The organism is Pseudomonadales bacterium, assembly GCA_024234165.1.
Classification (GTDB): domain Bacteria; phylum Pseudomonadota; class Gammaproteobacteria; order Pseudomonadales; family UBA5518; genus UBA5518.
Genome location: JACKOP010000002.1, coordinates 1 through 20453, shown reverse-complemented (window position 1 = coordinate 20453; position 20453 = coordinate 1). Strand labels below are relative to the sequence as shown.

The 20453-nt window shown below is 66.1% G+C and carries 19 protein-coding genes and 1 pseudogene; 14 read left to right on the top strand and 6 right to left on the bottom strand.

Annotated elements, in window-relative coordinates; genetic code table 11:
- The first annotated feature begins 1 nt into the window (after position 1).
- The 12 genes from H7A12_05825 (at position 2) to H7A12_05770 (ending at position 13664) form a co-directional block, all read left to right on the top strand.
- Positions 2–391 (top strand): DUF1232 domain-containing protein, encoded by a 390-nt coding sequence (locus tag H7A12_05825; protein MCP5320332.1) that lies wholly within the window; start codon positions 2–4, stop codon positions 389–391.
- A 3-nt stretch (positions 392–394) separates the two neighbouring features.
- Positions 395–1333 (top strand): AMP-binding protein, encoded by a 939-nt coding sequence (locus H7A12_05820; protein ID MCP5320331.1) that lies wholly within the window; start codon positions 395–397, stop codon positions 1331–1333.
- A 49-nt stretch (positions 1334–1382) separates the two neighbouring features.
- A complete protein-coding gene (locus H7A12_05815; GenBank protein MCP5320330.1) occupies positions 1383–2414 on the top strand; it encodes a TIGR03617 family F420-dependent LLM class oxidoreductase in 1032 nt (343 codons plus the stop codon).
- Entirely contained in the window at positions 2411–3316 is a 906-nt protein-coding gene (locus H7A12_05810; protein ID MCP5320329.1) for an alpha/beta hydrolase, read from the top strand. The genes H7A12_05815 and H7A12_05810 overlap by 4 nt, the downstream gene beginning before the upstream one ends.
- A 40-nt stretch (positions 3317–3356) precedes the next feature.
- The gene (locus tag H7A12_05805) at positions 3357–3947 is read left to right on the top strand and encodes a TetR/AcrR family transcriptional regulator (GenBank protein ID MCP5320328.1); all 591 of its coding nucleotides are present in this window, start codon (positions 3357–3359) and stop codon (positions 3945–3947) included.
- A 111-nt stretch (positions 3948–4058) separates the two neighbouring features.
- A complete protein-coding gene (locus H7A12_05800) occupies positions 4059–4790 on the top strand; it encodes a hypothetical protein (protein MCP5320327.1) in 732 nt (243 codons plus the stop codon).
- Positions 4791–4797: 7 nt separating this feature from the next.
- Complete coding sequence (locus H7A12_05795; GenBank protein MCP5320326.1) at positions 4798–6747, top strand: hydantoinase/oxoprolinase family protein; 1950 nt, start codon at positions 4798–4800, stop codon at positions 6745–6747.
- Positions 6744–7100, top strand: a complete 357-nt coding sequence (locus H7A12_05790) for an acetophenone carboxylase (GenBank protein MCP5320325.1) — start codon at positions 6744–6746, stop codon at positions 7098–7100. The genes H7A12_05795 and H7A12_05790 overlap by 4 nt, the downstream gene beginning before the upstream one ends.
- Positions 7097–9271 carry a hydantoinase/oxoprolinase family protein gene (locus H7A12_05785; protein ID MCP5320324.1) on the top strand — a complete coding sequence of 725 codons (2175 nt, stop codon included), beginning with the start codon at positions 7097–7099 and terminating at the stop codon, positions 9269–9271. Before H7A12_05790 ends, H7A12_05785 begins: the two co-directional genes overlap by 4 nt.
- 54 nt (positions 9272–9325) lie before the next feature.
- Complete coding sequence (locus H7A12_05780) at positions 9326–10189, top strand: enoyl-CoA hydratase/isomerase family protein (protein ID MCP5320323.1); 864 nt, start codon at positions 9326–9328, stop codon at positions 10187–10189.
- Positions 10190–10216: 27 nt separating this feature from the next.
- Positions 10217–11575, top strand: a complete 1359-nt coding sequence (locus H7A12_05775; GenBank protein ID MCP5320322.1) for a phenylacetate--CoA ligase family protein — start codon at positions 10217–10219, stop codon at positions 11573–11575.
- Positions 11576–11615: 40 nt separating this feature from the next.
- On the top strand, positions 11616–13664 hold the full coding sequence (locus tag H7A12_05770) for a hydantoinase B/oxoprolinase family protein (protein ID MCP5320321.1): 2049 nt from the start codon (positions 11616–11618) through the stop codon (positions 13662–13664).
- Positions 13665–13882: 218 nt separating this feature from the next.
- Here H7A12_05770 and H7A12_05765 read toward each other — a convergent pair whose 3' ends face one another.
- The 5 genes and pseudogenes from H7A12_05765 to H7A12_05745 all read right to left on the bottom strand — a co-directional run bounded on the left by H7A12_05765 (position 13883) and on the right by H7A12_05745 (position 17194).
- Positions 13883–15142: a saccharopine dehydrogenase NADP-binding domain-containing protein gene (locus tag H7A12_05765; GenBank protein MCP5320320.1), complete on the bottom strand. Its 1260-nt coding sequence runs from the start codon at positions 15140–15142 to the stop codon at positions 13883–13885.
- Entirely contained in the window at positions 15139–15513 is a 375-nt protein-coding gene (locus H7A12_05760; GenBank protein ID MCP5320319.1) for an EthD domain-containing protein, read from the bottom strand. Before H7A12_05760 ends, H7A12_05765 begins: the two co-directional genes overlap by 4 nt.
- 234 nt (positions 15514–15747) lie before the next feature.
- On the bottom strand, positions 15748–16176 hold the full coding sequence (locus H7A12_05755; protein ID MCP5320318.1) for a ribonucleotide reductase subunit alpha: 429 nt from the start codon (positions 16174–16176) through the stop codon (positions 15748–15750).
- Positions 16177–16285: 109 nt separating this feature from the next.
- Entirely contained in the window at positions 16286–16762 is a 477-nt protein-coding gene (locus H7A12_05750; GenBank protein ID MCP5320317.1) for a nuclear transport factor 2 family protein, read from the bottom strand.
- A 3-nt stretch (positions 16763–16765) separates the two neighbouring features.
- A pseudogene (locus tag H7A12_05745) lies at positions 16766–17194 on the bottom strand (nuclear transport factor 2 family protein).
- A 328-nt stretch (positions 17195–17522) separates the two neighbouring features.
- Here H7A12_05745 and H7A12_05740 point away from each other — a divergent pair.
- Positions 17523–18281, top strand: a complete 759-nt coding sequence (locus H7A12_05740; GenBank protein ID MCP5320316.1) for a PEP-CTERM sorting domain-containing protein — start codon at positions 17523–17525, stop codon at positions 18279–18281.
- Positions 18282–18470: 189 nt separating this feature from the next.
- Positions 18471–19298, top strand: a complete 828-nt coding sequence (locus H7A12_05735; GenBank protein ID MCP5320315.1) for an SDR family oxidoreductase — start codon at positions 18471–18473, stop codon at positions 19296–19298.
- An 8-nt stretch (positions 19299–19306) separates the two neighbouring features.
- On the opposite strand, the gene H7A12_05730 is transcribed toward H7A12_05735, so the two are convergent.
- Positions 19307–20206, bottom strand: coding sequence for a hypothetical protein (locus tag H7A12_05730; GenBank protein ID MCP5320314.1), 900 nt, complete (start codon positions 20204–20206; stop codon positions 19307–19309).
- Between the last annotated feature and the right edge of the window lie 247 nt (positions 20207–20453).

Here is a 20453-nt window from a genome sequence, read left to right as displayed (position 1 = left end):
GATGGCGCGTCGGGCCCCGGTGGCGGAATTCCTCGGCCGTGAGGAGGCCACGTACTCCGAACCACGGCTGTGGCAGAAGCTCTCGCGCAGCGCGCTCGCCGCCGGGCGTGAGGTGGTCGAGAAGGCGCTGTGGCTGTATTACGCGTCACAGCGTCCCGACGTGCCGCGCTGGGCCAAGGCCACCATCTACGCGGCGCTTGCCTATTTCATCCTGCCGCTGGATGCGATCCCCGACCTCACGCCGTTCACCGGTTATGCGGACGACCTGGCCGCCCTCAGCGCTGCGTTGCTGACGGTTGCTGCCTACGTCGACGATGCCGTGAAAGAGAAGGCGCGTCAGCGGATGCTGCAGTGGTTCGGCGCAGCCACGCCGCGCAGTGTGGAGCACTGAGGCGTGCATCCCTGCGTGCACGCGGTTGCGCGACCCGACAGGCCTGCCTGCGTGATGGCCGCAAGCGGCATCACCGTGAGCTACGCACGACTCGAGGAACGCAGCCGGCGCTGTGCCCAGATGCTGCGCGGACTCGACATTGGCAGCGGCAACACCGTTGCGATCTGCATGGACAACAATCCGCATTATTTCGAGCTGTGCTGGGCGGCACAGCGTGCCGGGCTGCATTACACCTGCATCGCCAGCACGCTGGAGGCCGCAGACATCGCGTGGTTCGTACGCGACTCCGGAGCGCGGGCGCTGTTCCTGTCGGCCTCGCAGCGGGCGCAGGCGGCCCGGCTGGCGACACTGCTTGGTACCGGCGTGGAGCGCTTTGCGGTCGAGGGCCGCATCGACGGCTGGCGCGACTACGAATCGAGCAGTGCGCGTTTTCCCGCCGAGCGACTGTCCGATGAAAGTTCGGGTGCCGAGCTGGTGTATGTGCGGGAAGGCGGTGGGGTGCCGGGAGCAATCCGGGCCCGGTTGAATTCCCGACCGATCGAGGAGCTGCCGTCCTTCGTGCAACTGATCGGCGCACAGTACGATTTTTGCGCCGATTGCGTGTTCCTGTGCACGGCGCCACTGCATGCCGAGGCATCACTCGGCTTCTGCATGGCGATGCAGCGCTACGGCGCCACCGTGATCGTGATGGAGCGTTTCGATCCGCAGTGGGCGCTGGCGCTGATCGACCAGTACCACGTCACCCACTCGCTGTGGCTGACGCCGATGCTGGAGCAAATGCTGAAGCTTCCCGCGTCGACGCGACACCTGTTCGAACTCGCGAGCCATCGCGTGGCAATCCACACCGTTGCGCCGTGTCCGCCGGCAGTGCAGCACGAGATCGGCGAATGGTGGGGGCCGATCCTGCACGACTACCACGCGCACCTGGCGGCGGACTCCTGAAGCGCGGGTTGCACGAGTTCCATCGACAGTGACGGGAGATCCACTTGCCATGCACAGCGCACGCGATGCCGGACTCAAGGTCGACGCCAGCCTGCTGGTCTCGAACCCGAACGACGCCGGACCACTGGCCCGCGGGCTCGAGGAGATGGGCTACGACGGCGCGTATACCTTCGAAGGGCGGCACGATCCGTTCCTGCCGCTCGCAGTCGCAGCGGGTACCACCAGCCGTCTGCAGCTCACCACCGGCATCGCGGTGGCGTTCGCGCGTAACCCGATGCTGCTCGCGAACCTTGGCTACGATCTGCAACTGATGTCGGGCGGGCGTTTCATCCTGGGCATCGGGTCGCAGGTGCGCGCCCATATCGAAAAGCGCTTCAGCGCAGCGTGGTCGCATCCGGCGCGACGCATGCGCGAGTTCGTGCTTGCACTGCGCGCAATCTGGGACTGCTGGCAGAACGGTACGGGGCTCGATTTCCGTGGCGAGTTCTACACCCACACGCTGATGACACCGGTGTTCACGCCAGGGCCGAACCCGCACGGGCTGCCTCCGGTCTACCTCGCTGCGGTCGGGCCGCAGATGCTCGAGGTGGCCGGCGAGGTCGGCGACGGGCTGCTGGTGCATCCGTTCGCGACCCCGCACTTCATTGCGAGCGAGGTGCTGCCAGCGTTCGAACGCGGCATCGCACGCGCCGGTGCGCCGCGTGCGGCACGCGCGGTATCGTGCCAGGTGATCGTCGCCACCGGGCTCGATCGCAAGGAGTGCGAACACAACCTTCGGCAGGCGCGCGGGCAGGTGGCGTTCTACGCATCCACACCAGCGTACCGACCGGTGCTCGACGCACACGGCTGGGGGGATCTGCAGCAGCGGCTGAATCTGCTGTCGAAGCAGGGCAAGTGGGCAGAGATGGGCGAACTGCTGAGCGACGAACTGGTGAACGAGGTCGTGGTGCACGGTTCGCCCGAGGAAGTCGGCGAGCGGTTGCGCGCACGCTGTGCGGGCTGGGCCGATCGGGTCAGCCCGGTGATCTACGCGGGCGATCTCGAACTGCGAGCGCGCCTGGTACGGGCGATCAAGGGATGAAGCCGACGCATGGAGAAAGCACGCGGCATGCGTACGCGGGCAATCCGATACGCCACCGGCTCGACGTCGGCGGACTGCAACTGCAGGCGTGGGAGTGGCCGGGCAGCGGCGATCCGATCCTGCTCGTGCACGCGACCAGTTTCCATGGGCGCTGCTGGGACGCCGTGGTCGAGGCGATGCCGGGGCGGCGCGTGTTCGCGCTCGACATGCCGAGCCACGGTGGCAGCGAACGACGCGCTCCACCGTACGACTGGCGCCGTTTCGGTGCGGACGTGCGCGAGAGCGTGGTGGCGCTCGGGTTGCAGCGCGTGCTCGGGGTAGGGCATTCGCTGGGCGGCTACGCGACGCTGCTGGCCGGCGCAGTGGCGCCGGCGAGCTTTCGCGGGCTGGTGCTGGTGGACCCGGTGATCGTCGATCCGCAGGGCTCCCTTGCGCGGCGGCAGGGGAACGCGGCCGAACACCCGGTCAGCCGGCGGCGTGATCGCTGGGAATCTCCGGAGGCGATGTTCGCGGCGTTTCGCACCCGCAGTCCGTACGCAGGCTGGGAGCCGCGCGTGTTGCGCGATTACTGCGAACACGGGCTGGTGCCGGACCCGGACGGAAGTTTCCGTCTGGCGTGTCCGCCGCTGCTGGAGGCGGAGGTGTACTGCACGCTGAGGATGGAGGGGGTCATGGATGCGATTGCGGCAGTACGGATTCCGGTCGACGTGATCCGGGCCCGCCCGCGCAGTCCGGATGACGGGCCGTTCGACTTCGGGCCGTCGCCGACCTGGGAGAAACTGGCAGCGCTGCTGGCCGACGGGCGCGACGAGCAGCTCGTCGACTGCTCGCACTTCATTCCGATGGAGCGCCCGCGCTGGATGGCACAGCGCATCGCGCGTGCTGCCGACGGCATGCGTTGATGCGCCGGAGCGTCGCGATGCGTGGCAGCAGTCAGACGCCGTGATTCGCACGAACGGCAACTCGCGTGCGGCACAGCTCGAGCGCACGCACCGGCGCCTGCTCGACGCCGCCGGGGAGCTGTTTCTGGCAAACGGGTACGCGCGCACCACGGTCGGTGACCTGATCCGCGCTGCCGGTGTCTCGCGCGCCACCTTCTACGCCCACTTCGCCAGCAAGGATGCAGTGCTGCGCGAGCTGATGACACAGGTGTGGGACGCAGCCACCGCCGCCTACGCGGGCTTTGCCGAGTTGCCCGACTGCAGCGAGACGGCCGTGCGCGGCTGGCTCGAGGGCCTGCTCGATGCGTGGCTGCGCTACGGGCGGCTCACGCTGCTGGTGAACGAACTGCTGGCGGCCGATCTGGTCGCGCAGAGCCGCGAACGCGAACGGCGCAACGTCGCGGTGCTGATCGGCAACGGCAGGCACTGGCAGCACCTGGCGCGCGACGAGGCGGAACGACGCGCGCAGTTGCTGATCTTCCAGCTCGAGCGCTGCATGCTCGAGTGGGTATCCGGACGCTGGGCGACCCCGCGCGACGCACTGATCGGCACACTGGCGCGCGTGTGGATCGCCACCTTGCGAGCGCGCTGAACGGACCTGTACTTCGCCAGACGCTTTTGCGCTGATTGTCTGCTGAGAGGCTGTCCACGGCTTCTGCCGCGAGGGCATCCTTGCGCCGGTACGGTCTCGCAAGGGGGAAGCATGAGCGGAGCAGCACCCGGCAATGCACGCGCACGAGGTCCGTTGGCGCTCGCGCTGGCGGGGCACTCGACACGGCGCGTGTTTGCGCCGTACCTGTGGGCGCTTGCCGAGCAGCGCAGCGGCAGGACAGCGGCCGACTACGGCGCATCGGCCAGCGTGATGGTCAACGCGCTGCAGGCTGCACGCCAACTGGTGGAGGCCGATGCCATCCACGTGTTGCTCGACGCGACGTCCGGTGCTGCATTCGACGCGCTGAAGCGGCTAGGGGCAATGTCGCGCAGCCACGATCTGGTCGCGGTGCTGCCCGGGCCGGTGGCGCTGGCAGCGATGCGCGATTGCGCGCTCGACGATGCACAGGAAGACTTCGAGGACCTGGCACGCGCCGCACTCGAGGCCGGCTGCGACGTACTCGCGATGCGGGAGCCGCAACCCGATGAGCGCTGTGCCGACAGCGTGCGCGCGGTGGCACGGCTCGCCGCCTTCTATGGGGCCCGCACGCTGGCGCTGGCGCCGCAGGGTGGCGCGTTCGTGCTCGCCGAGGGCTTCGATGCACTCGACAGCGACGACACGGCACCCTGTCCACACGGTATTGCGATCGCGCCGGCACGCGCCGGCGTGCCGCTGCCCGTGAGCACGATCGTCAGCAGTTCCTGGAGTACACCGGCAGGCGGCAGTGATGCCGACTGGCTGCGCGCCAGCGCACGCCAGCTTCGTAACGACAGCAGGGAGTGAATCCGCGATGGCGGTAACGATCAATATCGACACCGGCGGCACCTTTACCGACGGCGTGTTCACGCGCGACGGGCGAGCCTTCGGCGTCAAGGCCTTCAGCACCCCGCACGACCTCACGGTCGGCATGCTCGAGTGCGTCGAGGCCGGTGCCGAGGCGCTGGGACTCGGCGTGGAAGAAATGCTGGCAGAAGCGACCGCGTTCCGCTTTTCCTCGACGATCGTCACCAACGCGATCATCGAACGGCGCGGCCCGCGGGTCGGGCTGCTGGTGTCGGCGGGGGAGGAGCGCACGCTCTACGGCAATGCCGGCCTGCTGAGCGGCGGTTACGTGACTCCGGAGCTGGTGCTCGGTGTTGCCGAACCGCTGGATGCCGGCACGGTCACGGCAGCGGTCGAGGAGCTGCTCGATCGCGGGGCACGCGTGCTTGCGGTCAGCCTGCGCGATTCGTGGCGCAATCCGGCCAGCGAACGTGCGCTGCGCAGCATCGTGCGCGAACTGTATCCGGCGTACTACGTCGGTGCCGTACGCGTGTTTCTCGCCAGCGACATCAGCGCGCTGCCCGGTCCGGCGGCACGCACCAACACCATCGTGCTGAATGCGCTGGTGCACGCGTATCTGGCGCGCAGCATCTACCCGGCCGAGGAAAAGCTGCGCCGCCGTGGGCTGCGCTGCCCGCTGCTGCTGGTCGACGGGCACGCGGGCCTCGCCCGCGCGGCGAAGACGCTGGCGATCCAGACGCACAATTCAGGGCCCGCTGCCGGGGTTTCGGGCGCAGTCGCACTGGCCGATACGCTGCGCGCAGGCAGCGGTGCCGTGATCACGCTCGATATAGGTGGCACCAGTTCGGACGTGGCGGTGGCCGATGCCCGCTCGCTCGCGATCGCGTGGACCCGCGAGATCGAGGGCTTGCCGGTGCACGTGCCGTCGGTGCGTGTGGAGGCGCTCGGCTTCGGTGGCGGCACGATCGCGCGCGCCACCGACGGGGTGCTGCGTCTGGGTCCGCAGAGCGCCGGCGCGCATCCCGGGCCAGCCTGCTTCGATCGCGGCGGCGAGGATGCCACCGTTTCCGATGCGAACCTGTTGCTCGGCTTTCTGGCTGCAGACGGATTTCACGGCGGCCAGATGCCGCTGAGCCGCGCGCGTGCAGAGGACGCACTCGGCAGGCTCGCAACCGGACTCGGCACCGATACGGTGGCGCTTGCGCGCAGCATCCGTGAGGACACTGCCCGTGGCATCGCGGATGGCATCAGCGCGTTGTTGCATGCGCGCGGTGCAGCACCTGCGCACGCCACGCTGGTTGCCTATGGCGGCGGTGGGCCGCTGCACGCCGCCGAAGTCGCCGCGCTGGCCGGGATCCGCCACGTGGTGGTGCCGGCGATGTCGTCGGTATTCAGCGCACTCGGCGTGAGCCGGCTCGACCTGCACCACGTGTATCCGTTTGCGCACGACGGCGCCGAGGCGCCGCAGCAGGCACTGTCGCGGCTGATCGAAACCGCCACACGCGATGTGCAGGCCGAGGGCTTCGATCCGTCCGCTGCGCTGCTTGACCTCGACGTGGTCGAGCGCGACAGCGGAAACGCGCTGTGGCGGCATCACGGCACTGCATGCAACGCAGCGCAGCGCACGCTGCACGACGTGTTGCCGCAGGCGCTCGCGGCCGCAGCCAGCGCCGAGGCGACGCTGCTGGTATTGACGGCGCGGTTGATCGCTGCCAACGGCTCCGCTGACGCCGGGTCACCGCTGCCGGCGGCCGAGGGCAGGGCGAGCGAACGCGAGGTGGACTGGGGTGATGGACCGCGTGCCACCGCAGTACTCGACTGCGATGCGATCGAGCCGGTCGCACCGGTACATGGACCGGCGTTGCTGGTTGGCGCCGACAAGACGATCGCGGTGCCGGCGGGCTGGATCCTGCGGCGACGCCACGACGGAGATTTTCATCTGGAGGTCGGAGCATGAGCGTGTTGCGCGTGGCCGAATACCTGAACGTCGATCTCGCCACACGGCACTGGCACTGCGTGGTCTGCAACCACGACCTGGGATCGGCGGAACGCAATTACAAGGAATCCTGCCTGGTGGCAGCGCGTGATCCGCGCGAAGTTCACAACCCCGGTATCGAGGCAAGGGACGGCTTCGTGGGGCTGGCGCCGAATCCGGCATGGTGTCGCATTGTCGAGTTCTACTGCCCGGGCTGCGCGACGCTGATGGAGGCGGAATACCTGCCGCCGGGGCACCCGATCACGCACGACATCGCGCTCGATCTCGACAGCCTGGAACGTCGCTTCGGCGGCGCGGCGCAGGAGGAGGCATGAGCATGGACGCAGGCACGCAGGCCGCTGCGGGCGGCAACAGCATCGATATCGACGTCGGCGGCACCTTCACCGACTGCTTCGTGCAGTTCGAAGGCAGGCAAATCAGCGCCAAGGCGCCCACCACGCACTACGACCTCGCGGTATGTTTCCGGGAGGCGATCGGTCTGGCCGCGGCGCGCGTCGGGCTCGATTTCGCGTCGCTGGTGGCGCGCTGCAACGTGGTGCGCTACTCGACCACCAAGGCGTTGAACGCGCTGATCGAGCGCCGCGGGCCGCAGCTCGGGCTGATCACTACCGCCGGCAACGAGCACGTGAACCTGATCGGGCGATCGATCCAGTGGCAGCACGGGCTCAACCTCTCGGAGATCGACGGCCTGGCCAAGGTGCGCCGGCCCGAACCGCTGATTCCGTTCACGATGACGGTGGGCGTGCGCGAGCGCATCGACTACGCCGGCAAGGTGGTGCTGCCGATCGACGCCGACGACGTGCGGCGCAAGGTGCACGCGCTGGTCGACCGTGGCGCCGAAGGCTTCGTGGTCTGTCTGCTGTGGGCGCACGTGAATCCGCGGCACGAACAGGCGGTGCGCGAGCTGATCGAGGAGATGTACCCGGACGTGAACCTTGGCGCGATGCCGGTCTACCTGTCGTCCGAAGTCGCGCCGATCTGGCACGAGTACCCGCGCCTGAACGCGACCACGCTGAACGCCTTCCTGCAGTGGGAGCTGCAGGACCAGTTCGCGCAGCTCGGTTTCGAGCTGCGCCAGAACGGCCACCGGCGTCCGCTGCAGATCGTGAGCAACGTGGGCGGCATGGCGAAGGCGGCGCGCACGCGCGCCCTCGATACCTTCGGTGCCGGCCCGGTGGCCGGGCTGTTCGGTGCCGCGCACGTCGGCTCGTTCGCCGGCGTCGAGGACATCATCGTGACCGACATGGGCGGCACCAGCTTCGACTTCGCGCCGGTGAGCGGCGGCGAGGTGCGCTTCTTCGCCGACAGCCCGGTGATCGACCGCTGGCTCACCGAACAGCCGATCATCGAGGTGAAATCGATCGGCGCCGGCGGTGGTTCGATCGCGTGGCTGAACCCGGCGATGGGCAACCGCCTCGAGGTCGGACCGCGCAGCGCGGGCTCGAATCCGGGTCCCGCGGCCTACGGCATGGGTGGGCGTGAACCCACCGTGACCGACGCCGACGTGGTGCTCGGTTATCTGGATCCGCAGGCCTTCCTCGGCGGGCGGATGAAGCTCGACCGCGCGCTCGCCGAACGGGCGATCCGCCGGCGCATCGCCGAACCGCTCGGCATCGACGTGATCGAGGCCGCGGCCGCGATCCGGCGCACCATCGACGCCACCATGGGCGGTGTGATCGCGAAGGACCTGCTGCTGAAGGGGCTCGACATCCGGCGCTTCAGCGTGTTCGCCAACGGGGGTGCCGGCCCGCTGCACTGCGTGGACTTCGCGCGTGTGATCCGCCCGGACATGCTCTGCTACACGTTCCCGTACTCGAGCGTGTTCTGCGCGATGGCCGGCACCACGATGGATCTCTCGCACATCTACCAGCGCTCGGCGCACTGCACGCTGAAGGATCTGAACTCGGGTGCGCTGCTCGACGAGGCAGGGCGCGAGGCGTTCAACCGCATCGTCGACGCGATGGTGCGCGACGCCGAGCGCGACGTGGTTTCCGAGGGTTTCAGCCCGGAGCAGATCGTGTTCACGCTGGAGCTCGACATGCGCTTCGGTGGGCAGTTTCACCAGACGCGCGCGCGTTCACCGCACCTGCGCATCGGGCAGGACACGGACATCGAGGACATGCTGCGTGCGTTCGAGGAAGAACACGCGCGGCGCTACTCGAAGCTCAGCCTGTTCCCGGAAGGCACGATCGAGGTCGAGACCATCCACCTGCTGGCGCGCGTGCCGCTGCCGAAGCCACGCATGCCCGAGATCGCCCGCGGCAGTCGTGATGCCGGCGGGGCGTGTGTCGGCAGCCGTGAGGTGTACTGGACCCAGGCTGCTGCGCACGCGAAGACGTCGATCTACGACGCCGTGCAGTTGCGCGCCGGCAACGTGATCGAGGGACCGGCGATCGTACAGGCCCCCGACACCACCATCCTGGTACCCGGTGATCGCGAGCTCGAGGTGGATCGCTGGGGCAACGGCGTGATCAGGCCGCGCTGAGGCGGCGTGTGTCGGCAGCACGAAAGAACGCATGACAGAGAGGAGAACCGGAACATGAGCAATGACACCAGCGAGCGCCCGGTATTCGGCGTCGAGCTGCTTCCCGACGGTGACAATCAGCTCGCCGACGTGAGCTACCAGAAGAACCTCAAACCCGGCGTGGGGCGCATCACGGTCGACCGGCCCGAAGTGCTGAACGCGTGGCGGCACGAAACCGTGCGTTCGGTAGTGCGCGCGCTGCTCGACTGCCATCTCGATCGCAGCATCGGCGTGGTCGTGCTGAGCGGCGCCGGCAAGCGCTCGTTCTGCGCCGGCGGCGATATCAAGCAGGGACGCAACGAAAGCCCCGAGAAACTGGCGATCTACCAGGAGGTGCACCAGTCGATCCGCACCTGCCTGAAGCCGATCATCGCGCGCGTGAACGGCAACTGCATCGGCATGGGGCACCACATCGCGTACCACTGCGACCTCACGATCGCGGCCGACCACGCGCTGTTCGGCCAGAACGGCGCCAACGTCGGCAGCCCGATCGGCGGTTTTCCGGTGAACTACCTGGCACGCATCATCGGCCACAAGCGTGCCCGCGAGATGTGGTACGCGTGCAAGCGCTACAGCGCCGCACAGATGCTCGACTGGGGTCTGGTGAACGCGGTGGTGCCGTACGAGGAACTCGACGCCGAGGTTGATCGCTGGTGCGACACGCTGCTCGACAAGAGCCCGAACAGCCTGCGACTGGCGAAGGCGACCTTCGAGCGCGACATCGACCTGATGCGTGACAGCAACACCTTCGGCGAAGTGTGCCCCGATTTCTTCCTGGCCGGCGGTTCGTCGGCAGAACTGCAGGAGGGGCTCGATGCGTTCATCGAAAAGCGCAAGCCGGACTGGGCGAAATTCCGCCGTCGCGACGACAGGCGCTGAAACAGGCAACGACGCAGGAGCACGACGATGAGCAGCACGCATGAGCGCGACCGCCCGTACTGGAACATGCAGATCGAGCCGTTCCTCGACACACCCGAGCTGCGCGTGCTGCAGTTGCACCGCCTGCGCACGCACCTGGCGAAACTCTACGAGGGTGCGCCGTTCTGGCGCGAGCGCATGCAGCGCCACGGCATGAAGCCCGACGATGTACGCCGGATCGAGGATCTGGGTCGCATGCTGCCGCCGTGCCGCAAGCAGGACTTGCGCGAAGCGGCCGAGGCGCACGGCACCATCGGCTCCATGGAGCGCATGATCGCGGCGCCGGGCAACGAGCTGCGGCTGCTTGCCGCGACCAGTGGCACCACCGGCGAGCCGACGCCTTACCCGTTCACGCCGGCCGGCATGGAGGTGATGAACGAGAACTGGGCGCGCATCATGTGGCGCTGCGGCATCCGCCCCGGTGACCGCATCCTGCACGGTTTCGGCCTCAGCATGTTCATCGGCGGCGTGCCGCTGCTGATGAGCGCCTCGGCGATGGGCGCGTGCCCGATTCCGGTCGGAGCTGAAGTCGGTGCCGAACGGTTGCTGCAGATCGGGCAGATCTTCAAGCCGCGCGCGCTGTTCTGCACGCCTTCGTTCGCCGACTACCTGATCGAGGCGGCACCGAAGGCGATCGGCAAGCCGGTATCCAGCCTCGGCGTCGAGATCATCCTCTCGGGTGGCGAGCCCGGTGCCGGCCTGCCTGAAGTGCGCCGGCGCATCGAGAGCGCCTGGGGTGCGAAACTTTTCGATATGGGTGGCGCCGGCGGCGGCTCCTGTGGCTGGCACGACTACCAGGGCATGCACAACGTGAGCGGTGACAGTTCGATCTTCGAGCTGGTCGATCCCGCGACCGACGAACCGATCGCACTCGAGGACGGCGCGCGCGGCGAATCGTGCCTGACGACGATCGTGGGCGACGGTTCGGTGGGCGGCATCCGCACCAGCCTCGGCGACATCATGGAAGTCACGATGAGCCGGTGTCCGTGCGGGCATACGGGCTTTCGCTACCGCATCGTCGGGCGCGTCGACGACATGCTGAAGGTCAAGGGAGCGATCGTGTATCCGGCGGCGCTCGACAACCTGATCGCCGCGTTCCACCCGCGCGTGACCGGCGAGTTCCGCATCGTGCTCGACGAGCCGCCGCCGCGCGTGACGCCACCGCTGAAGCTGAAGATCGAGCACGCCGCCGGCATTGGTGGCGAGGCGTTGCGCCAGCTCGAGGGCGAGCTGCTCGAACGCCTGCGCAACGAGCTGCGCGTGACGCCGGCGATCACCTGGCTCGAACCCGAGACGCTGCCGCGTACCGGCAAGAAGACCGATTTCTTCGAGCGCAACTACCGCTGAATGCCGTAGGTGAGCGACCGATCGCGAGGAGGACGAAGCGATGAAACTGGATCCGGAACTGTTGCAACGCTACGCGGTGGAGGCACCCGATGCGCGCGAACAGCGCGGGCTCGAGGGGCTGACTGCAGGCGACTTCGCGGTGTATTCGGCGCGTCTCGAGCTGATTGCACAGGAGGCGAAGGCGGTGATGAGTACCACCGCGATCTCCGAGCCGATCCAGTCCGGTGACTGCGCGTTCGGCATCTATACGGCGCAGGGCGATCTCGCCGTGGCCGCGCCTGGCACTTACGTGCATTCGGTGACGGGCCAGATTCCGATCAAGTACATCCTGAAGTACTACCTCGACGACCCGACGGTCGGCGTGCATCCGGGCGATATGTTCTTCGCCAACGAGGCACAGCTCGGCGGCATCCACTCACCGGACCTGCTGGTGCTGATGCCCGTGTTTCACGAGCAGGAACTGGTGTGCTGGGTGGTGGCGGCGGGCCACAACCAGGAGGTGGGCGAAACCGACCCGGGCGGGCTCGAACACATACGCAGCCGCTACGACGAAGGCCTGAAGGTGCCGCCGCTGAAGATCGCCGAGAACTACCGCCTCAAAAGCGACGTGGTGGCGATGTTCTGCAACATGGTGCGCAACCACCGCATGCTGGAGAGCGACCTGCAGGCGCGCTGTGCGGCGTGCGTACGCGCAGAGGAGCGCCTGTTGCCGCTGTTGCAGGAAGCCGGTGCGGACCGCATTGCCGGCGCGATGCGTCGCGCGATCGACGCAGCCGACGAGGCCGCGCGAAGGGCGTTCTCGGCGCTGCTCGACGGCACCTACCGGCAGGTGCTGTTCCTCGACACGCCGGGCGGGAACCAGCACGGTCTGATACGCGTGGTGCTCACGCTGCACGTGCACGGTGACAGCGTCACGGTAGACCTGAACGGTTGCTCGCCGCAGGTTCCTGCTGCCGGTAACTGCCCCACGCACGCGGCGCGCGCCGCGATCAACGCCCAGATGCCGGCCTACGTCGCACCGGGCGTGCCGTGCAGTTCGGGGCTGCTCGGGCCGGTGAAGATCATTGCACCGCCGGTCGGTACCGTGCTGAATCCGTCGCCCGAGTCTGCGGTGATGGCGGGAGCGCACCTGCTGGCGACGGCATCGCTCGCCTTCGTGCAGTGCGTGACCCGCGCCGGCTATCTCACGCGGCGTGAGTACGTCGCGCTTCCGCTCGGCTGGATCGGCGCGCTGTACGCCTACGCCGGGCTGGACCAGTACCAGCGCATGACCACCGGTTTTGCGATCAACATGTACAACTCCGCGGGCGGTGGCGCACGCCCCGACAGCGACGGCATCGATTCGATGGGCGTGGTGGTCAGCATGACCGCAGACAGCCTCGACATCGAACACGACGAGGTGCAGCACCCGTTCATCTACGCGTTCCGGCGCATGGCGCACGACCAGGCCGGCCCCGGCAAGTACCGTGGTGGAGCAGGTGGCTCCTGCGGCGTCTACGTGCACGACTCGGCGATGCTGTACGGACAGATCGTGTCGCTGCCGCACAGCTTTCCGATCAATACCGGGATCTACGGCGGTTATGCGGCGAGCTGCGGCCCTGGCGTCAAGGTGAACAACGGCGGCTCACAGCCACTGGCGGACCCGGCCATAGTGCCGCCGGTGAACCTGCAACAGATGGCAAGTGCCGAACACGGCGGGCAGGACTATGAACTCGCCAGCACGTTGCCGTTTCGACCGATGGCAGAAGGCGATGGTTTCGGCGCGCGCGGCCCTGGTGGTGGCGGCTGGGGTGATGCGCTCGAACGCGATCCCGATGCTGTGATGCAGGACCTGCGCACCGGCATCTATTCGCACTGGACCGCGCAGAATGTGTTCCGCGTCGCCTACGACGAACGCAGCCTGATGGTGGACCATGACCGTACTGCGGACCTGCGTGCCGACGAGCGTCAAGCGCGGCGTGCGCGCGGCAAGCCGTACACGGAGTTTCTGGCGGCGTGGGAAAAACTGTCACCGCCGCCCGAAATCCTGCAGACCTACGGTTCGTGGCCGGATGCGAAGCCACTCGGCAGCGGGGTGTTCTTTGCGTGAATTCGCGCGCGGCATGTCGGGTTGAAACCCGACCCACGCGTATTCGTAGGTCGGCATTCATGCCGACGATGAGGCAAACACCCGTCGGGTTGAAACCCGACCCACATGCACGCGTAGGTCGGCATTCATGCCGACGATGAGGCAAACACCCGTCGGGTTGAAACCCGACCCACATGCATGCGTAGGTCGGCATTCATGCCGACATCGTGGACCGGCATTCATGCCGACGATTTGCACGCCGGGGGGTCGCCGATCCCGAACTGCACCCCCGCCTGCTCACGCAACTGCTCGCGCAGTACCGGCCCCAGCGCCACGCCGGCGGTGGTGAAGCCGCCTGTGCGTCCGGTGCGTTCGCGCTCCATCGCCAGACACCATGCGGTATCGCAGAGCATTGCCGAAGTGCCGCCGTGGCCCGGATCCCACTTGCTGAAGACGTAACCGCGCAGCGTCCTGCCAGAACGTGTGGTGCCGATCATGCGGAAGCTGAACGGACCAAACTTCGCCGATTCTTCCTCGCTTGGGCCGTCGCCCGGCTTCGGTCCCAGACGATGCATCAGCCGGCTCATCAGCGAATTCGGATCGCCTGCCATGAACATGCGACCAAAGAAGGCCTCGATCTGCGCACGCGGCTTCGACAGTGCGCCCTTGCCGGCAAGCTTCCATTCCTCGTAGACGAAGTCCTCGCCGTACGGGAAATTGCTCAACGCGTGCGAGCGTCGCACGATCCGCGTATTGATGCCGCCGAGCGGGAAGGGCGCCACGTACTGCTCGAAATCGGCGTCGAAGCACACGTGATCGAGTTCGGGTACTGCGGCACCACGCATGCGATCGCGCGGGTTGAGGCTGTTCGGGTTGCTGATCAGGTCGGCATAGCGTGGCTCGCCTGCGATCGCCTCCATCACGCCGAGACCGCTGGCGAAGCTGCCACCGGAAACCGCGATGTGCCCGCATTCGAAGGCGTTGCGGACGTGCTGGCAATGTTCGCCGAAGCGCGCGAGCGCCTGCTCCTGCAGGAACTGCACGCCAAGGTCCGATGGTATGGAATCGAAACCGCAGGCGTTCAGGATGCGCGCACCGCTCGCGCGGGCGGCATCGTCGTGACGGTCCATCATGTCACGCAACCAGTGCAGCTCGCCGCTCAGGTCGCAGTAGTCGGTGCCGTTGCGTACGCAGGCCTCGACCATCTGGGTTGCGTGCAGCGCGGACGGCGCGACGGTTGTACAGACCACACGCGTGCTGCGTGCGAGTTCCTCTGCGGCACGGGCGTCTGCTCCCGGAACGATCAGAATGTCGAGCCCGGTCGCGCCGATGCGTTCGCGCACCGCTTCCAGCGCCGTCTGATTGCGCCCGGCAATTGCCCAGCGCAATAGCCCACGTGCGCCGTAATGCTCGTGCAGATAGCGCGCCGCACGACGACCGGTGTGCCCGGTCGCGCCCCAGAGAACGATATCGTAGCGGCGTTGCGGCTCGTCACTCACAGCGCATTTCCTCCATGCCGATCGGGTTCGGCACCGCGCTCCTCGACCACGAACATGCGCACCTTCGAACGGTCCAGAAAGTTCTCCTCATCGGCGCCGATGCGCCCGCCGATCTCGGGTTGCGCATGACGCGCCATCGCCGATTCGAACGCCGCACGGTCTGCGTACCAGAGTTCGGTGATCACGTCGTAGTCTGGCTCCGCACAGGCCGGGGCCACGTACACCGCCTCCTCGATGAAGTTGCGCCGATAGCCGCAGATTTCGGGCAGCAGGCTGCGGATCAGCGGGACGTGGTTGTTTTCGTAGTAGTCGATGAACTGTTCGCGGGTGAGGCCAGGCTTGGATTTCATCAGGGCGATCGATTTGTACATGACAGTGCTTCCGTAGGTCGGCATTCATGCCGATATTGTCGTAGGTCGGCATTCATGCCGACGATGGTTCGATATCCGTCGGGTTGGAACCCGACCTACGCGCATTCGTAGGTCGGCATTCATGCCGACGATGGTTCAACACCCGTCGGGTTGAAACCCGACCTACATTCGTAGGTCGGCATTCATGCCGACAGCATTGTGCCGTAGGTCGGCATTCATGCCGACGATGGACTCTCACTGCGCCTGCACCAGGCGCACCTGGTGGCCCATGCGGTCGAAGGCGATGTAGCTCGAGATCCTGCCCATGCGGATCGAGTCCGTCATCGTGTGCAGCGGCTGATCGGCATCCTCGCGACTCGGTGGATTGCTGCCCGAGCCACCCAGTGCCGCACAGAAGACGATGGCCCAGTTCTCGGCTGGCGTGCCTTCGGCAAACTCGAGTGATTCGCTGATCAATTGCGTGAAGTCTTCCAGCTCGTCCGGGAGCCTGTCCACCTCCATCAATGGGGTCAAGGCCCCGCCGAGGCCATCGCGAAAGCGTGCGCGCTGTTCGGGCGTGGCGTCCTCGGGCAGTTCGGAAACGGCGAAGACGAACAGCAGCCGCTGTGCATCGGGCTGCTGGCGAGCCGAGGTGAGGAGATCGTCGAATGTCTGAATGTGCATGGTGCGGCCTTGCGTGGAGATCAGCGTCGGGTGAGGGTGGTGGGCATTGTCGCATGCACGAACATCCGTCGGGTTGAAACCCGACCCACGTGCATGCGTAGGTCGGCATTCATGCCGACGATTCGACGTCGACGCGCAGGCGGCTGAGTCGTATCGAGCTGATGTACCAGCGTCCGTCGTGCTTTTCGTAGCGCTCGTGGTAATGGCCATAACCGTGCAGTCTGCGCCACGGCATTCCCGAGCCTTCGGGAGCCCAGAGCTTGTCCTCCATGGCCCAGATGCCGGTGGCAGTGGTGGCGGACGTGAGCTCGATTTCCGCCATGTGGCCGTGATGGACGGTGCTCAGCGGTTCGAGTATGGGCGCCAGCGTTGCGACGTAGCGGGCGGCTCCCTCGATGAGGCGGCTTTCGTCGCGCGGCTGCACCGATTCCCGGAAATCGGTGAGCACGTTTGGCGTGAATACGGCTTCGAGTCCGGCCCAGTCCTTGCTGTCCATGCAGCGGAAGTAACGTGCCTTCAGCGTTTCGATCTCGCGGATCGCGAGCAGCTTCGCGGTGTCATCGAGTGTGTTCCCGGCACCGCTCATGCCGATCACCGCAGGGTCTCCTGCGTTTGCATACCAGGTGGAATCACGCCGAACGATGCGCCAGCCCTGTGCGCGGCGCTGCCAGTGATCGATGTACCGGCCGTTCGAATCGAAGAACTTTCCAGTCTGGCTGTCGATCCCCTGATGACGCGCCTGCACGTAGCTGTGGCTCACCGCACGATCGCCATTGACCTCGATCCGGATGCTGCCCAGCAGGTGCTGGCTGCCACCGCACACGTCGAGATAGCGGCGCATCTGTTCACGCAGCGCATCCAGCCCGTGCTGTTCGCCACCGCTTCCGTAATCGAAATCCAGATCGTCGGCAAACACCTCGCCGAGCGTGTCCCACTGTTTGTGGTCGAGGATGCGGGCGAATCGGGCCAGGCCGTGCCTGATATCGAGCTCGTCGATGAGCGTCTGCAACGTTGTCATCGTGTGTCCTCCGGTCGAGGGTACGGAATCCGTGCGGCAGCATACCCGCAGCAACAGGGCAGGTACCACGGTGCGGCAATTTGTGACGCAGCGCACGCAGATCTTGTCAAGAGATCTTACAAGTCTGTGCCAGACTGTTTTTGATGTTTTTCCAAGTGATTGATAAGACAGAATTAAACGATTCAGGCACGGTTCCTGCTGGTTCCTGCTGAAGAGCCGTCATCTGCGCGGATGGCCAAACGGTTCATTCGACCGCAAACCAGGAGCGTCGGAGCCAGGGCCGGCACTCTAAAACTTCGCAACCCGTTGAAACAGAGGCCTCGCAACCATGACACGCATGCACAAGACCCTTCTTGCCGCGGCCTTTGCCGCCTGCTCGGTGGGAGCTCAGGCTGCCACGGTTACCATCACGTTCGATTCGCCGATCTTCAGCGGCACCGCAGCGCCGGGTTATGACGCCGTGAGGATCACCTACCCGACCTTGCCTGGTCCTGGATCGACGACGGCCAGCGTGGCTGCGGGCCGCTTCCAGGGCACTGCATCGAATCTGGTGGATATCGATGCCGGGCAGATCGTCGACAACATCAACGATGTGTGGATGTTCTGCTACGACGTTTACGAAACGATCGGCCACGGGCAGGTCGTCACGTACACGGTCGATTTCAACGGGGCAACGGAGCGCACGCTCTCGTTTCTCGGCGCTGTGAATTCGGTACTCGCTGCGAGTGTTCCTGCCGACCAGACGCCGTACGCCTGGTTGCATCCGACCACGGCCTACCAGGCGGCCGCGATCCAGCTCGGGATCTGGGAGAGCCTGTACGACACGGGGTGGGACATCCTGAACGGCAGCTTCAAGGCGAGTGGACTCGAGACCGCTACGCAGACCGCTCTCGGCAGCTACTTCGGTGCCATCGGTACGGCGTCGGCACTGGAGCGCAAGTACACGATGGTTCTCGAAGCCACGGGCGCCCAGGACATGATCACCGGTGATCCGCCTCGCAACGCCGTTCCCGAGCCAGGCACGCTGTCGCTGTTGCTGGCGTCGGCCGGTGCGTTTGCCATGGGGCGTCGGCGCCGTCGGGCGTGAGCCGGGGATCCGTGTGGGTCGGGTTTCGACCCGACTGATATGGATGGGAATTCACCGTCGGCATGAATGCCGACCTACGCCAATCTGTCGGCATGAATGCCGACCTGCGTCAATGTTTGGCGATGGTGTTCAAGGTGAACCACGTGGCATGATTTCCTGAACCGGTGTTCTGGTGAAGGAAATCACGCCATGTCAAGAATCGCCATCGTCACTGGCGCCACCCGCGGTATCGGCAAGGCTGCTGCGATCAGCCTGGCGCGGGAGGGCTTTGATGTCGTCATTACCGGGCGGACCCTGAAGGAAGGCGAGGGCAAGGCCACGTTGCCCTACGCTGCCGACGGTCAGGAGGTGGCAGTGCCCGGCAGCCTCGAGAGCACTGCTGCTGCCATCCGTGCGCTGGGTCGCGAAGCTCTGCCGGTGGTGATGGACGTGCTCGATCGCAGCACGATGGATGCCGTGGTCGAGCAGACGCTCGAGCGCTGGGGGCGCGTCGATCTGCTGCTGAACAACGCGATCTACCAGGGGCCGGGTCTGATGTACGCCTTCAGCGACTTCAGCTTCGACCAGTTCGAAAAAAGCGTACTGGGCAATCTGGTGAACCAGGCTTATCTGGCGCGGCTTGTCCTGCCGGTCATGATTGCCCAGGGTGGCGGGATCTACATCAGCCTGAGCTCGAACGCGGCCGTCACGCAGCCGCATACTCCGCCTGGCCAGGGTGGCTGGGGCTTTGTCTACGGCGCGCCGAAAACGGCGTTTCACCGTATCGCGGAATTCATTCACGTGGAGCATGCGAAGGACGGGATCCTGTCCTTCAATGTGGAGCCCGGATTCACGGTGACGGAGGCGACCGTCGCCATGTTCGGGGCGAATGCGGCCGCTGGCTTCAATCGTAATGCCACCACACCGGAGACGACCGGTGATGTGATCGCCTGGCTGGCTACCCGTCCCGAAGCGAGGGAGCTGGCCGGTACCCTGATAAGTGCACCGGATTTCCTCGGGAGTCGTGGTGTCGCCTAGTTTTCTTCTCAGCCGGTCGGAATCGTGAGCACCGGCAGGCGCTGGTTGTCGCCTTCTTCCGACAGGGTGAACAGGAACATGATCAGCGAAAACGCACGCTTCGAGCGGTAGTCGGTATCGTCGATCCAGAACCAGCGGTTGCGGTAGTTGACGGCGGCGTAGGCATCCTCCGGCGGCTGCTCACCGCTTCGGACGTGAAACGGCATCTGTTCGCTGTCCTCGCGTGGCACTACCGATGCACGGTGCTGGTCGAGATCCTGCTGTGGTACATCGACGGTTCCGGCCAGTGCGAGCAGGATCTGCAGCATCGAGCGGGTGTGCACGGCAAGTTCACCCTTCTTTCCGGGTACCGGTGAATAGATCAGGCTGTAGCGCCCATCGTTCGATTCCAGGCCGAGCAGTGAGTCCAGCTCCGCGATTTTCGACGTGGTCTGCGATGCCGTGTCCGGCTGACGGAAGAACATCAGCATCTCCTCACCATGCGCTCCCGTTTCCATGCGGAAACTGAGTGCACCGGCATGCTGGATATCACGCAACAGTTCAAGCGCGTGCGAGAAGTCATGCGAGCCGGTGTCGATCTGTCCGCCCTGGGCGCTTACCGGGTTGTGCAGTCCGTTCAGCGACTCGAGGCTGAGCGCCAGCACGAAATCCGCCTCGTAACCGGACTGCAGCAAGGCAAACACCGAACCCGGACGGATCGGGGTCATCAGGCCGCGCAGGAAGCGGTCACCGGTGAGCGGCGAGTAGGTGATCGTCGGGCGATCGGTGTAGCGCAGGGCTCCGCCCACGCTCGCGGCGTCCTGGCGCGGAACATTGCCCCGCGTGAGTGTCGCGGCCAGTGAGCCGGTGCTCTCGACCGTATAACCCGCGACGATCTGGCCGATGTCGAGAAACATCGGCAGATCCATGTAGCGCAGCTTGACGATGTTCAGGAGCGTCTGCTCCTTCCAGGAGTCGGCTACGGTGGTGTTGTAATCGAAACGGTCACGCAGGATGGTGTGAGCCTGACCAGACTATCTGAGGGATTTCCGGCCGTTTTTTGTCACGGTTGGTGAGGGACGGAAGCAAGGCCCCCTCGAAGAGCTTGCAAGAAGTCCTCCGAGGGGGTTGTCTCGTGTTCGACCAAGAATGCGAGACCGGTCCAATGTGCCATGC

Excerpts from the sequence above, each read along its gene's own strand:
- H7A12_05750 (MCP5320317.1), bottom strand. The coding sequence starts at position 16,762 with ATGAGCGGTGCCGGGAACACACTCGATGACACCGCGAAGCTGCTCGCG.
- H7A12_05730 (MCP5320314.1), bottom strand. The coding sequence starts at position 20,206 with ATGGATCTGCCGATGTTTCTCGACATCGGCCAGATCGTCGCGGGTTAT.
- H7A12_05755 (MCP5320318.1), bottom strand. The coding sequence starts at position 16,176 with ATGCACATTCAGACATTCGACGATCTCCTCACCTCGGCTCGCCAGCAG.
- H7A12_05800 (MCP5320327.1), top strand. The coding sequence starts at position 4,059 with ATGAGCGGAGCAGCACCCGGCAATGCACGCGCACGAGGTCCGTTGGCG.
- H7A12_05735 (MCP5320315.1), top strand. The coding sequence starts at position 18,471 with ATGTCAAGAATCGCCATCGTCACTGGCGCCACCCGCGGTATCGGCAAG.
- H7A12_05785 (MCP5320324.1), top strand. The coding sequence starts at position 7,097 with ATGAGCATGGACGCAGGCACGCAGGCCGCTGCGGGCGGCAACAGCATC.
- H7A12_05810 (MCP5320329.1), top strand. The coding sequence starts at position 2,411 with ATGAAGCCGACGCATGGAGAAAGCACGCGGCATGCGTACGCGGGCAAT.
- H7A12_05770 (MCP5320321.1), top strand. The coding sequence starts at position 11,616 with ATGAAACTGGATCCGGAACTGTTGCAACGCTACGCGGTGGAGGCACCC.
- H7A12_05825 (MCP5320332.1), top strand. The coding sequence starts at position 2 with ATGGCGCGTCGGGCCCCGGTGGCGGAATTCCTCGGCCGTGAGGAGGCC.
- H7A12_05780 (MCP5320323.1), top strand. The coding sequence starts at position 9,326 with ATGAGCAATGACACCAGCGAGCGCCCGGTATTCGGCGTCGAGCTGCTT.
- H7A12_05790 (MCP5320325.1), top strand. The coding sequence starts at position 6,744 with ATGAGCGTGTTGCGCGTGGCCGAATACCTGAACGTCGATCTCGCCACA.
- H7A12_05760 (MCP5320319.1), bottom strand. The coding sequence starts at position 15,513 with ATGTACAAATCGATCGCCCTGATGAAATCCAAGCCTGGCCTCACCCGC.
- H7A12_05795 (MCP5320326.1), top strand. The coding sequence starts at position 4,798 with ATGGCGGTAACGATCAATATCGACACCGGCGGCACCTTTACCGACGGC.
- H7A12_05775 (MCP5320322.1), top strand. The coding sequence starts at position 10,217 with ATGAGCAGCACGCATGAGCGCGACCGCCCGTACTGGAACATGCAGATC.
- H7A12_05815 (MCP5320330.1), top strand. The coding sequence starts at position 1,383 with ATGCACAGCGCACGCGATGCCGGACTCAAGGTCGACGCCAGCCTGCTG.
- H7A12_05740 (MCP5320316.1), top strand. The coding sequence starts at position 17,523 with ATGACACGCATGCACAAGACCCTTCTTGCCGCGGCCTTTGCCGCCTGC.